The sequence below is a fragment of the Williamsia sp. D3 genome, from assembly GCF_000506245.1.
GTDB classification, from domain to species: domain Bacteria; phylum Actinomycetota; class Actinomycetes; order Mycobacteriales; family Mycobacteriaceae; genus Williamsia; species Williamsia muralis.
This window is the reverse complement of record NZ_AYTE01000003.1, coordinates 66,649-79,585: the sequence shown is the minus strand read 5'-3', so window position 1 is coordinate 79,585 and position 12,937 is coordinate 66,649. Positions and strand designations below refer to the sequence as shown.

The following is a 12,937-nucleotide window of genomic DNA, read 5'->3' as shown; positions in this document are numbered from 1 at the left end:
TTTGTCTGCGCACAGCACATCCGGAGACCCGTGGTTCTGTGTCAACTGCGCCAACGAGTATGCGCCCGCTGTTGATCCGCCTGCGGAGTGTCTGATCTGTACCGATGAACGTGAGTTCGTTCCGCCGGGCGGTCAGCAGTGGGCACGGCCGACCGACCTCGACGAGCGAACCATCGACTGCAGTGAGGTGGAGCCCGATCTGCTTGCCATCACTCTCGATCCGCAAGTGGGTATCGGGCAACGAACCTTCCTGATCCGAACGCCGGCTGGAAACCTACTGTGGGAACCGCCTGGGTACATCGATCAGTCGTTGGTCCGGCTCATCAGGTCCCACGGCGGCATTTCGGCGATCGCGTCCAGCCACCCGCACCTCGTGGGAGCCAGTGTCTCACTGAGCCACGAGTTCGAGTCGGTGCCTGTCTATTTCAACCAGGCCGACGCGACCTCACTGACCCGCCCCGACGACGTCATACGGTTCTGGACCCAGCGTCAACCAGTGTTCGGCGGGATCGAACTGGTGCAATGCGGCGGCCACTTCCCTGGCAGCTCTGTGCTGCTGTGGCCGGACGGCGGCAATGGCAGGGGGGCGATCTTCGTCGGTGACACCCTCATGGTCGGCGCGGACAGACGCAGCGTCTCGTTCATGCGTAGCTACCCCAATCTGATCCCGCTGCCCCCACGCCTGGTCCGGAAGATCGAGGCGACGGTTATGGCGTTGTCGTTCGACCGGATCTACGGTGGGTTCGACGGACAGGTGATCGAGTCGAACGGTCCTGCGATCGTTCGATTTTCGGCCGACCGCTACGTCGGCTGGGTCACCGACGAGCTGCGCGACAGGAGCGAGTGACACCCGAGCCCCGCTACGTTCCTGAGGGTGAAGCCCTCACACTATGGAGTTGTCAATGTGCCTGCGCGTTCTCGGCTGTGCCGAGTGAGGCCGGGTGGAGCGGTCTGTAAGTCGCTCTCCGTGTTGCAGGTGAACGAAGGTGCACGCTGCAGTGAACGGTGAATCAGGCTGCGAGGGTGAGGGTTCGGCGGTTGTAGGCCGGTAGTGGTTGTCGGGTGGGGTCGATGTCGGCGGGCGGGATGAGCCAGGGATGCCCGTCGGCGCCCATGGTGATGTCCCAGTCGGTGTGGTGCACGGCCCGGTGGCACGTCCGGCACAGTAGGCACCCATTCGCGAGGGTGGTGGGTCCGCCGTCAGCCCAGTGGACGATGTGATGACAGTCCGACCAGGTCGCCGGTGCCCCGCATTTGATGCAGCAGGTATCGCGAAGCAGAATCGCTTTGCGCACCGGCCCGGTGAACAAACGCTTGGGTGGGCTCAGATCGATCGGTACCTGCTGGCCGTCCAGGGTGATCGAGGTGATCACCGCATCACACGCAGCTGCTGCCGCGGTCGCTTCGGTGACCGGACCCATCCACCGCAACACTGCCCGGTCGGGATGATCAGCCGGAACAGTCAACGCCACTTCCGTTCTCGGCGCCGACACGAAACCCTGCCCACCACCGCCACAATCAAGCAGTTGGTGCAGGGCATCAGCTCGTCGTTGCGCCGGTGTGCGGGTATCGGCGCTCCCGTCCGGTTCGGGACGCGGCCTGGACCACACATCCAGCGCGGACATCATCTTCTCCCCGATCACCGCATCCACATCAAACCTGCCCGACAACCGGCCATCGCTGGTGATCACATAGTCCAGGCTGTTCAACGAGGCGTCTTCGGCGGCCGGCACCCCACCCTGTTCTCCGGCGACCTCATTACCCATCGCCCGGGCAATCCTGCTGATCTCCGCCGGTGGCGCACCAGAGATCGCGGCAGCCAAAAGCTTTCGCTCGATGTCAGACCTGAACTGTTTGGTCATCGCGGAACCGGAACGGCCGCTGACGTGGTTCATACCAGTGACCAACGCATCAACATGCTCAACGGACAAGAACCCGTCCCGACCGTAACCGGCCGTGCGATCCAACCCTGCCAGTCCGGTCCCGACACGTAACCATCGCGCCGCCGTCGCCGGGGCGGCACCATTCTCCTGCAGCAACTTCGACGTCGTCGATCCGGACCGTTTGGCCCACCCCATCCGGTCGATGAGCGCTGCACCCACCGCCAACTGGAAGTCGGCGGCATTACGCAACGTGATCAAATCCCTCACCATACCCACCGCACCGGCCGCATCATCAGGAAACACCACACCGATGACCTCATCAACCAAATCCACAACACGCATCATCAGACCCCCTCCGAGACAACAATATTGGGCAACAACATCGGGACAGCCGATCACAATGGTGGCGTAGTCACACGTATCTCAGAGTCAGGTCTTGCGTACGATCAGCTTGCTATCAGCATAGCTATTCGAACACACATTCGATAGTCGTCTGTTCGGATGACCCTCCCGCGGTAAAAGCCTTACGTCTGGCCGCACCATTGCAACTCGGCCGAGTACAGTCGCGACGATGAGTAGTGACGATGCCCGTTCCCAACATGATCAGCGGGTGGAGTTGCTCACCGTGATCGCCGCAGCGTTGGATCGACCTCATGACGTCGTGGACGTATGCATGCAGCGCGGTGACGAGGAGGCAATGCGCACAGCGCTTATGGATCTTCTAGGTGTCACTGCACTCGGAGCCGATGCGGTGGTATCGATGCAGTTGAGACGGTTTCGTCGGGATTCAGCTGAGGGAATCCGCAGAGAGCTTGCTGAGTTGGTGCAGAACCCTCCCCGCCTTTGACGGGGTTTGTCTCAAACTCGACAACAGGTTCACCGGTGCCGCAATGCCCACCTGCTCAACTGAATACGGGATGAAGCCGCATCTCCGCGCATGTGCCATACGCGACCGCTACGAACAGTGCAGCGGGTGTCGCGGCCCCTCAAGCGCGCCCAAGCACCTTCGCGATCAACGGCAGACGTTCGGTCCGCATCTTGTGTTTCATGTCGTCGACAAAAGCCGGGTCCGCAGTATTCGGCGAGCCCGCGTCGAAAGGCGGTGCCGGGTCGTACTCGATCATCAGCTGGATGCGGCGTGCCACATCCTCGCCGAAGATGGTTGCGGCGACCGTCAAGGCAAAGTCCATTCCGGAGGTGACGCCGGCTCCGGTGATCACGTTGCCGTCCTGGACAACTCGCTCACCGACGGGTTCGCATCCGAACTCGCTGAGCATCGACATCGACGCCCAGTGGCTTGTCGCCTTCTTTCCCGAGAGTAGGCCGGCCGCCGCGAGGGTGAACGAGCCGGTGCACACCGAGGTCACCCATCGAGCGCCGGTAGCCTGTGTGCGTAGGAAGTCAAGCGCAACAACATCTTCGAACAACTCGAACGCTCCCCGCCCGCCGGGGACGAACAGCAGGTCGGCCTGCGGCGCCTGGTCAAGGGTGACGGTCGGAACGATGCTCCAACCACAATCGGTGGTCACCGGTTCGAGGTTGTGCCACGCCAAGTGAACGTCGGTGTCGGGGAAGTGCGAGAAGACCTGGGCGGGGCCGGTCATGTCCAGTTGCGTGACGTTCGGGAAGAGCAGCACGACGATCTGCAGTCTGGTCATGACCGACCCTAAACCAGGGTCACGGCCGGTGGGGCTGTTCGAGTCCCACTCTCACTCGGCGACTCGCACCAGCGCCTTGCCGAAGTTGCGGCCACTGAGCAGGCCGCGGAATGCCTCGGGCACGTTGTCCAAGCCGTCCGTGATGTCTTCGCGGTACTTCAGCGACCCATCGGCCACCCACTGTGTGGCCTCCTCGAGGAAGCGAGGCATCTGCTCGGCTGCGAACTCGGTCTGGATGAACCCGCGGATGGTCAGGCTCTGGGTGAGCACGGCGCCCATCAACGCACCGGACCGGTCCGGGCCATCCGGGGCCGACGTCAGGTTGTAGTTGGCAACCAGGCCACACACGGGAATGCGTCCGTACAGGTTCATCCGGGGCAACACCGCGTTGAAGACCGCGCCGCCCACGTTCTCGAAGTACACGTCGATGCCATCGGGGGTCGCGGCCGCGAGCTGGTCTTTGAAGTCGTCGGCACGATGGTCGACGGCTGCGTCGAAGCCGAGCTCGTCCTTGAGGTAGGCAACCTTTTCCGGTCCGCCGGCAATTCCGACAGCGCGGGCGCCTTTGAGCTTGGCGATCTGCCCGACCGCTGACCCGACCGGGCCGGCAGCTGCGGCCACCACCACCGTCTCGCCCGGCTGCGGTTTTCCGATGGTCAGCAGCCCTGCGTATGCGGTGAACCCGGGCATACCGAGAACGCCGAGCGCGGTGGATGGTGAGATGGCCTTTGGATCAAGCTTGCGGAGGTATTTCGCCTGCTCGATCGAGTGGGTGCGCCAGCCGGCGTACCCGAGCACCACGTCACCCGGCGCGAAGTCGTCGACTGTTGAGGTGAGGACGCGTGAGACCGTGGCGCCCACCATGGTGTCGCCGATCTCGACCGGTGCGGCGTACGACTTGGCCGCACTCATCCGGCCACGCATGTAGGGGTCCAGTGACAGATACAGGGTTTCCAGCGCCACCTCGCCCGGCCCCGGTTCGGAGAGATCGAACTCTTCGAATCGGAATTCGGAATCCTTGGGTTCGCCGTGTGGGCGTCCTGCCAGGACGATGCGGGTGCCGTTGGTCATGTATCTCCTCGTCGAGAATTGTTGCGGTCTCTCTCGTCAACAGCCGAGGGCGACCGTGCTGTTCCGTCGGCTGCCGAATGTGAGGCAACTCAAGTCACCATCGTCGCTCATCTGGTTCGCTACGGTGGGCCGATGAGCAGCAACAAGCGACCGGCGTCGGATCTTTCCGGCCGGGCTCGACAGAACCAGATCTACACCGACGGCGTCTTCGGTCGAAAGCCCAAGGTACCCACCAATTTCGGTGACCTGGAACGCGCTGCCGAGCGCAAGATGTCCGCCAAGGCGTGGGCCTATGTCGCCGGTGGAGCGGGTGAAGGCAGCACCATGCGGGCCAACCGCCGCGCCCTCGACAGCTGGGCGATCGTCCCCAGGATGCTGCGCGACGTCTCGGTGCGGAGTCTGTCCACCGAGCTGTTCGGACAGCAGTTGCCGGCACCGATCCTGTTCTCCCCGGTGGGTGCGGGCGGCCTGGTCTTTCCGCAGGCCGACGTCCACATCGGCCGGGCCGCCGCCGAACTCGGTGTCCCGTACATCTTCTCCAGCCAGGCCAGCGCACCGATGGAGAGCACTGCCGCGGCGATGGACGAGGTGTCGCCGGGGGCTCCCCGCTGGTATCAGCTGTACTGGTCGAGCGACGAACAACTGGTGGACAGCTTCCTGCAGCGCGCCGAGAAATGCGGTGCGGCGGCCATCGTGGTCACGCTCGACACCACCATGCTGGGATGGCGGCCGCAGGACCTGAACCTGGGGTCGCTGCCGTTCGCACAAGGGTTGGGCATCGACCAGTACACCTCCGATCCCCGCTTCATCGACATGGTGCGAGCTCGTATCGCTGCGGCCGTACCCGGTCCCAAGCCCCAGGTGACGGTCGGCGCGATCAAGTCCCTGGTGTCGATGGCGAAGAACACCCCCGGCAGTGTGCTGGCCAACCTTCGCTCGCCTGTGCCCAGGGAGTCTGTGCAGACCTTCCTGGAGACCTACTCGCGTCCCTCGCTCAACTGGACGGACATCGCTGGGCTGCGCGAGCGGACGTCGCTGCCGATCGTCCTGAAAGGGATCCTGCACCCCGACGACGCACGGCAGGCCGTTGATGCCGGGGTGGACGGCATCCTGGTCTCCAACCATGGCGGCCGGCAGGTAGACGGATCCATCGGCTCGGTCGAAGCACTCACTGACGTGGTGGCCGCGGTTGACGGCAAGGCGAAGGTGCTCCTGGATTCGGGCATCCGCGGCGGCGCGGACGTCTTCAAGGCGTTGGCGCTGGGTGCGGACGCGGTGTGTATCGGCCGACCGCACATGTACGGACTCGCGCTGGCCGGATCGGCAGGTGCGCGAGATGTGGTCGCCAACATCATCGCCGAGCTCGACCTGACGCTGGGACTGTCCGGGAACACCAGCACCGCCGACTTGTCGCCGGCGGTGTTGAAGAAGGTACGACTCGACTAGATGAGTTTTCGGCCGGTCCGGATCCGCGTCGGACGTCCCACAGGTAGGCGTTGAACGGGAATGCGCGCATCGGTTCGGGTAGCCGCGTCACAACGGAGCGGACGATGCGATTGTGCAGGTCGAAGAGTCGTTGTTGCCGCGGCGTCCACTCGAGGCCCATTTTCTCGCGGAACTCGGGTGGCAGGAACCCGGCGGTGAGGAACAGGCCGAAGTCGCCGATCAGCATGGACACCGGCTTGGGCAGGAACTCGAACTTCGCGATGCTGATCAGCAGTCCCCGGATGGTGTCGTCGATTTCGAGCTGCGCCACAGTGCCATCCCAGTACTCCTGGAAGTCGGCGCGTGTGGCCGGCCACATCTCGCGTGGCATCTGCAGCGTGGTGCCCATGAGAGCGCCCTGCTGGTATGCCTCTTCGGTGATCGCCGATGGGTCGCCGTAGAGAATCTGCATGTCTTCCCAGCCCTTGTACAGGCAGGCGGCAACCCACAACTGCAGGCGGGGATCAAAGGCGTTGTACTCGACCGGGCTCGACTCGGTGGACCGCACCTGCGCGTGTGAGTGGCCGACGGCTTTGCGATACGCCTTGCGGTCTTCCGGGGTGCCGTTCACCGCGACCGCGAGGTACGACAGCGTGGTGCGGCCCCGCTTAATGGGGTGCTTGAACAGGTTGCCGGTGTCGACCTTGCTCTCCGCGACGCCGTATCCGACCGCAGGGAGTGCAAGTTGCATGATCACGTTGGCGGCCCCGGCGAGTGCGGAGATGCCCGGCATATCCAGCAGGTCGCCCGGTGCGCTGTCGGTCTCTGCGCGATTTCGGGTGCGGATGGGCTGCGGCATGTCGATGGACAGGGCAGCCGTTCCGTCAACGGTTCCAGACGTCATTGTCGGCCTCCAAGGTTGCTTCTGATAACAACCGTTATCTCTTTCGTATTGAAGCGGCGATCGGACCGAAAGTCAATCGTCGTTAACCGAAGGTGGAAGGATGAGGTCCATGGCAGATCCTTTGCGCCCATATGGCGGCGAGAATGGAGCTGACCGGGTCAAACGTCGCCGGGCAGCGCTGATCGAAGCTGCGCTCGAGATCCTCGGCTCGGCCGACGGGGTGGCGATCAGTGTTCGCGGGGTGTGCCGGCAGGCCGGACTGACCGCGAGATACTTCTACGAGAGCTTCGAAGACGTGGACCAGTTGGTGGGCACCACGTACGACGCCGTCGTCTTCGACATAGCCGAGGCCGCCCAGACCGCGGTGACATCCGGCGGGCAGTCTCCGCGCGAGCAGATCCGTTCCGCGGTGGGCGCCATCGTTCGGCTCATCGACACCGATCGGCGCAGGGGCCGGGTGCTGTTCTCGCAAACATTGCTCAGCGGAACCCTGGCCACCAAACGGATGGACGCCGCCATGATGTTCGCGGCGCTGACCATCCAGACCTCGGGATCCCAATTCGACGACGCGACCACCCAAGGAGCAGCCCACTTCTACGTCGGCGGGCTCGGGCAAGTGCTCAACGCGTGGATCGACGGCCGAATCGATTGCCCCACCGACGAATTGATCGAACTGTGCGTGACGATGATGTTCGGTGCGATCTACGAACTGCTGCCCGAGAACGCTCAACGCACCGATTGACCGGCGCGGCGTTTGTTCCAGCGGTCGAAGACCAGCCACGCGAGCAGACCGGCCACAGCTACACCGATACCGCTCAGGCACACGGCAATCCAGCCGCCGGCGCCGTATGCGTAGCCCGATGAGACCGAACCCGCGACCGCGCCTGCGAAGTACGTGACCATGTACGCCGTGGTCACGCGGCTGCGCTCCTCCGACGCCAGCGAATAGATCGCGGACTGATTCGCCAACTGCGAAGCCTGAACCCCGAAGTCGAACACCACGAGGCCGATCACCAGCGCTGCCAACGGTGTTCCGGGCCACGCGAGCGACAACCAGCCGATGATGGTGACAACCCACGCGGCCGTGGTCGCCATCCGCAGATGCCCACGGTCGGCGAGCTTTCCGAACAGCGGAGCCGCCGCAGCGCCGGCGACCCCGGCAAGACCGAACAGGCCGATGGCAGCCTCCGAGTAGGAGAAGTGCTCGCCCCGACTTCCGGAGAGTAGGAACGCGATCGAGGTCCACATGGCGCTGAACCCGAACATCGTCATGAACCCGAGCAGCATCCGTTGCCGGAGCATCGTCTCGGCACGGACGATCCGGGCCACCGAGATCAGCAGTTGGCCATAGGGTTGCCGGGGACGGGGCGCGTCGGGTGGCACCGAGACGTAGACCACCACGGCCAGCACGACCATCAAGGCCGACCCCGTGAACAATACCGATCGCCAGCCCCCGATTTCGGCGATGAGCCACTGACGACGCGGGCCAATAGGATGCCCAGCAACAGCCCGCTCATCACCATGCCGACCACGCGTCCCCGATCTGACGGCACCGCAAGGGACGAGGACCACGGCAACACGATCTGGGCGGTGGCCGCACACACGCCGGCCAGGATCGATGCGACGAAGAGGGTCCCGAAACCGGGAGCCAGTCCCGAGAGCAACAGGGCGACTGCTGATGCGACCATCATGCTGGGCGCCAACAACTTCCGGTTCAGCAGATCGCCCAGCGGGACCAAGAACAGCAGCCCGGCCGCATACCCGAGTTGAGCGGCGGTCACCACCAGTGCGGCAGTCGACGTGGAGACATCGAAGTCCTGGCGGATCTCCTCGAGTACCGGTTGCAGGACGTAGAGCGACGACACCGAGACGCCGCACGTGATGGCGAACAACACCACGAGGGACCTGCTGATCCCCTGCCGGTCGCCCGGTGAGGCCGGGTTCGTCGACGACGGATCGGTGGGTGGGCCTGGCGTCGGTCGCATGATCCCCAGCCTGCCGGATACGTCGCGGTGACGCGTGATCGGAGCCCTGCGGCGACGTCGGTCAGGAGGCTGCGCGGCGGCATCGGAAGGCTTTCCGAGGCGAAACGCCCATCGACCGACCCGTATTCGCGTGAGCGTGATCGAGCGGCACAGTAGGTTGATGACATGAACACCGTGCCCGAGCCGACGCCGAGAGACCACGGCGGCGACAGTTGGCGCGAATACGGCCAGGAAGATCTGCCTGCGCCGCTCGCGGCAGCGCTGTCGGCCTTTGCCGAACACGGATATCACGGCACCTCGGTACGCGACATCGCCGCACGCGCAGGCCTGAGTGTGCCGGGGCTCTATCACCACTATCCGTCGAAGCAGTCGCTTCTCAAGGGTTTGCTCGAGCTCACGATGAGTGATCTGCTCGGCCGTTCCGAGGCGGCGCTTGCCGAAGCCGGTCCGACGCCGCTCGAACGCTACGACGCCGTGGTGGAGTCCTTGCTGCGGTTCCATATGTACCGGCGGGCCCAGGCGTTTGTGGGCTCCACCGAGATCCGCAGCCTGGATCCGTCGTTTCGCACCGATTACATCCAACTGCGCGATAGGCAGCAGCGGATGGTCGACAGGCTCGTGATGGACGGCGTCGAGTCGGGTGACTTCCGATGCCCCAACCCAGAGGACGCCGGACGGGCGGTCACCACCATGTGTGTGGGGGTGTCCACCTGGTACCGGCCACAGGGCCGTCTCGGTCCCGACGAACTCGTTGCCCGTTATCTGCTGATCGCCAGACGGATGGTGGGGTACTTTCCGGATCAGCCGTAAGGGGTGACGTCGACCGGCTTGACCGTCGAGTCCGGGCGTGACATTCTGGGCCCATTACCGAACGAGCGCTCGGTCGGGATCGCAACCACGGGTTCGCCGGCGCCGCACAAGGAGGTGCACATGGCGATCAGCCTTTCCTACGATCCAGCCGTCGAGGACGTGGTCACGAAAACTCGTGACTTCGTCCGCGACCACGTGATGCCGATCGAGGACGAGTTCGCCGGTGACATCACCGCCGCCGGCGGCGACAAGCGTCGACTGGAACTGCGTGACCAGGCGCGCGACGCCGGTGTGCTCGCGCCGCACGCGCCCGTCGAATACGGCGGCCTCGGCCTCAACATGTCCGATCGCGCCCCGGTCTTCGAGGCCGCCGGGTACTCGGTGTTCGGTCCGATCGCGCTGCACATCGGGGCACCCGACGAGGGCAACGTGCACATGCTCGCGCACATCGCCGGCGCGGACCAGAAAGAGAAGTACCTCGCTCCACTCGCCCGCGGTGACGTGCGGTCGGCCTTCGCGATGACCGAGCCCGCACCGGGAGCCGGTGCAGACCCGGCAGCACTGCGCACTGCGGCCACCAAGGTCGACGGTGGCTGGAAGATCAACGGCGACAAGTGGTTCATCACCGGCGCCGACGGTGCCGGATTCTTCATCATCATGGCGCGGACTGCGGGGTCCCCCGGTGACCGCGGCGGCGCGACGATGTTCCTCGCGCCGGCAGACACCCCCGGCATCACGGTGGGACGCCACATCAACACCATCGACCGCGCGATGATCGGCGGCCACTGCGAGGTGGCATTCCGCGACGTGTTCGTTCCGGACGAAGACGTGCTCGGCGAGGTTGATGAGGGTTACCGCTATGCGCAGGTGCGGCTCGGCCCAGCGCGTATGACCCACGTCATGCGATGGATGGGCAGCGCCAACCGTGCCCAGGACGTCGCACTCGACTACGTCGCCCGCCGGGAAGCCTTCGGCGGCAAGCTCGGCGATCTGGGCATGATCCAGCAGATGGTGGCCGACAACGAGATCGATCTGGCTGCTGCGCGGGCGTTGCTGGTCAAGGCCTGCTACGCGCTCGACCAGGGTCAACATGCGGGCGACGAGACGTCGATCGCAAAAACATTTGCGGCCGAGGCATTTTCGAGGGTCGTCGACCGCGCGATCCAGATGTGTGGCGGCCAAGGAGTGTCCGACGAGCTGCCATTGGCCCGTCTGCAGCGTGAGCTGCGGCCGTTCCAGATCTACGACGGCCCGTCCGAGGTCCATCGCTGGGCGCTGGCCAAACGGGCCGTGGGCAAGGCGAAGAAGGCGGCAGCCGCTGCCGCAGCGAACGGAACGTCGTCGTGACCGAACTTCCGGGCATGGACGTCCCAGCCCTACGCGCCTTCCTGGTCGACAGCGGTGTGCCGGTATCCGGCGAACTGGTGGTCGAGCTCATCAGCGGTGGGCGCTCGAATCTCACATTCACTGCGCGCGATGATAATTCGCACTGGGTGGTGCGCCGTCCCCCGACGGGCGGACTGACGCCTTCTGCGCACGACATGAATCGTGAGTGGACCGTCACCCGCGCACTGCAGGACACGCCGGTGCCGGTGGCGCGCACCGTCGCTTTCGACAAAGAGGGGACTGCCCTCGGTGCGCCGCTCACCGTGGTCGAGTTCGTCGACGGCCTCGTGGTGCGCAGCGCCGATGAGCTCGACGCTCTCGACGACGCAGCCGTGGAACGCAACGTCACCGGACTCGTCGAGGCACTTGCAGACTTGCATGCCGTGGACTACCAGTCGGTCGGGCTGGGTGAGTTCGGCCGTCCCGACGGTTTTGTCGGACGACAGGTGAAGCTGTGGGCCCGGCAGTGGGAACACGTGAAGACTCGCGAACTCGACGATGTCGCGACTTTGCATGCGGCACTCACTGAGTCGATCCCTGCCCAGACCAGCAACTCGATCGTGCACGGTGACTTCCGCGTCGACAACACCATCCTCGACGCCGGTGATCCGGGCATCGTGAAAGCCGTTGTCGACTGGGAGATGTCGACGCTGGGTGACCCGCTGACCGACGTCGCACTGATGTGCACGTACCGGGAACCGATATTCGACGCCGTCCTGGGGATGAAGGCGGCGTGGACAAGTGATCGGTACCCCTCGCCGGACGACATCGCCCAGCGGTACGCACTGGCATCTGGTCGTGAATTGTCCGACTGGAACTTCTATCTCGCGCTCGCCAACTTCAAACTCGGAGTGATCGGCGAGGGCATCACCCATCGGGCACTGAATGGTTCGTCATCGGGGAGCGGCGCCGAAAATGCAGCTGCCGCGACCGGCGAGTTCATGGCGGCAGGATTGCGCGCCATCAAGGGAAAGAACTAGAGGGGCACACACGTGACACTTGGTGCAGAACGCAAGGTGGCGTTGGTGACCGGCGCCTCGCGCGGTATCGGCGCGGCGATCGCGACCCGATTCGCTGCGGCGGGCTGGGATCTGACGATTAGTGCCCGCAGCCTGGAACCGTTGCAGGACTTGGCCGGACGCCTTTCCCGCGAACACGGGGTGCGTGTGGAGGTGGTCACCGCCGACATGTCCGACGAGGAGCAGTTGCAGACACTGGCCACGGGTCATCTCGACCATTTCGACAGGGTCGACGCGTTGGTCCTCAACGCGGGGATGGGACAGAAGGGGGCGATCGGTGAATTGCCGGTTCGCCGATTCGACAAGCTGTACCAGGTCAACGTCCGCTCGGCGTACGTGTTGCTCCAGTCGTTGCTGCCGACTCTGCGCAGTACCGCCGAGACTGCTGGAGCCGCGAAAGTGGTTGCCATTGCATCGATCACCGGTGTACACCCTGAGCCTGAGCTGTCCGCATATGGTGCCACGAAGGCGGCACTGATCTCACTGTGCGAAACGTTCAACCTCGAGGAATCCGAGAAGGGCGTCTCGGCGACCACCATCTCGCCCGGCTACGTCAACACCGACATGTCCTCGTGGACCGCGATCCCGGCTGCGGAGATGATCACCGCCGACGACGTGGCCACCATGGCGTTCGCGGTCACCGAGTTGTCGCGGTACGCGGTCCTTCCCGGCATCGTCCTCACCCGGCCCGGCACCAACCTGGGTCGGGCCTGACACCAGCGTTGAACTCGTGGCGCTCAAACCTCGTGCGAGTGTGTAGGACTTCGTTGTGCCGGCCGTTACGCTAGCCGGGATG

The 12,937-nt window shown here is 64.5% G+C and carries 13 protein-coding genes and 1 pseudogene; 8 read left to right on the top strand and 6 right to left on the bottom strand.

The features are described from left to right. Window position 1 precedes the first annotated feature (1 nt). On the top strand, window positions 2-847 hold the full coding sequence (locus tag W823_RS32640) for an MBL fold metallo-hydrolase (protein ID WP_023954295.1): 846 nt from the start codon (window positions 2-4) through the stop codon (window positions 845-847). 163 nt (window positions 848-1,010) lie between these two features. Here the strand turns inward: W823_RS32640 and W823_RS32635 are convergent, their stop codons facing one another. After that, window positions 1,011-2,225 carry an HNH endonuclease gene (locus W823_RS32635; protein ID WP_031331149.1) on the bottom strand — a complete coding sequence of 405 codons (1,215 nt, stop codon included), beginning with the start codon at window positions 2,223-2,225 and terminating at the stop codon, window positions 1,011-1,013. Between the two features lie 229 nt (window positions 2,226-2,454). On the opposite strand from W823_RS32635, the gene W823_RS32630 reads away from it, so the two are divergent. Then, entirely contained in the window at window positions 2,455-2,730 is a 276-nt protein-coding gene (locus tag W823_RS32630) for a hypothetical protein (RefSeq protein WP_152537956.1), read from the top strand. A 139-nt stretch (window positions 2,731-2,869) separates the two neighbouring features. Here the strand turns inward: W823_RS32630 and W823_RS32625 are convergent, their stop codons facing one another. Both W823_RS32625 and W823_RS32620 read right to left on the bottom strand, forming a co-directional pair. Beyond that, window positions 2,870-3,541 (bottom strand): DJ-1/PfpI family protein, encoded by a 672-nt coding sequence (locus W823_RS32625; protein WP_023954289.1) that lies wholly within the window; start codon window positions 3,539-3,541, stop codon window positions 2,870-2,872. A gap of 51 nt (window positions 3,542-3,592) precedes the next feature. Further along, window positions 3,593-4,612, bottom strand: coding sequence for an NADP-dependent oxidoreductase (locus W823_RS32620; RefSeq protein WP_023954287.1), 1,020 nt, complete (start codon window positions 4,610-4,612; stop codon window positions 3,593-3,595). A gap of 132 nt (window positions 4,613-4,744) precedes the next feature. Here W823_RS32620 and W823_RS32615 point away from each other — a divergent pair, with 132 nt between their 5' ends. Continuing rightward, window positions 4,745-6,058 carry an alpha-hydroxy-acid oxidizing protein gene (locus W823_RS32615; RefSeq protein ID WP_031331148.1) on the top strand — a complete coding sequence of 438 codons (1,314 nt, stop codon included), beginning with the start codon at window positions 4,745-4,747 and terminating at the stop codon, window positions 6,056-6,058. Here W823_RS32615 and W823_RS32610 read toward each other — a convergent pair. Continuing rightward, window positions 6,055-6,896: pseudogene (locus W823_RS32610) on the bottom strand (oxygenase MpaB family protein). The gene W823_RS32615 and the pseudogene W823_RS32610 sit on opposite strands and share 4 nt — an antisense overlap. A 154-nt stretch (window positions 6,897-7,050) precedes the next feature. Between W823_RS32610 and W823_RS32605 the strand changes: the two are divergent. Then, the gene (locus tag W823_RS32605) at window positions 7,051-7,683 is read left to right on the top strand and encodes a TetR/AcrR family transcriptional regulator (protein WP_023954283.1); all 633 of its coding nucleotides are present in this window, start codon (window positions 7,051-7,053) and stop codon (window positions 7,681-7,683) included. On the opposite strand, the gene W823_RS58565 is transcribed toward W823_RS32605, so the two are convergent. Beyond that, window positions 7,668-8,357: an MFS transporter gene (locus tag W823_RS58565; RefSeq protein ID WP_235189341.1), complete on the bottom strand. Its 690-nt coding sequence runs from the start codon at window positions 8,355-8,357 to the stop codon at window positions 7,668-7,670. The genes W823_RS32605 and W823_RS58565 overlap by 16 nt on opposite strands. Beyond that, window positions 8,357-8,926, bottom strand: coding sequence for an MFS transporter (locus W823_RS58560; RefSeq protein ID WP_235189339.1), 570 nt, complete (start codon window positions 8,924-8,926; stop codon window positions 8,357-8,359). The genes W823_RS58565 and W823_RS58560 overlap by 1 nt, the downstream gene beginning before the upstream one ends. Window positions 8,927-9,091: 165 nt before the next feature. On the opposite strand from W823_RS58560, the gene W823_RS32595 reads away from it, so the two are divergent. From W823_RS32595 to W823_RS32580, 4 genes are all read left to right on the top strand, one after another. Beyond that, entirely contained in the window at window positions 9,092-9,736 is a 645-nt protein-coding gene (locus W823_RS32595) for a TetR/AcrR family transcriptional regulator (protein ID WP_023954281.1), read from the top strand. 120 nt (window positions 9,737-9,856) lie between these two features. Then, window positions 9,857-11,083, top strand: a complete 1,227-nt coding sequence (locus tag W823_RS32590) for an acyl-CoA dehydrogenase family protein (protein WP_031331144.1) — start codon at window positions 9,857-9,859, stop codon at window positions 11,081-11,083. A gap of 14 nt (window positions 11,084-11,097) precedes the next feature. Then, the gene (locus W823_RS32585) at window positions 11,098-12,102 is read left to right on the top strand and encodes a phosphotransferase family protein (protein ID WP_200866339.1); all 1,005 of its coding nucleotides are present in this window, start codon (window positions 11,098-11,100) and stop codon (window positions 12,100-12,102) included. Window positions 12,103-12,114: 12 nt separating this feature from the next. Next, window positions 12,115-12,855, top strand: coding sequence for an SDR family oxidoreductase (locus W823_RS32580; protein ID WP_023954275.1), 741 nt, complete (start codon window positions 12,115-12,117; stop codon window positions 12,853-12,855). Window positions 12,856-12,937 lie beyond the last annotated feature (82 nt).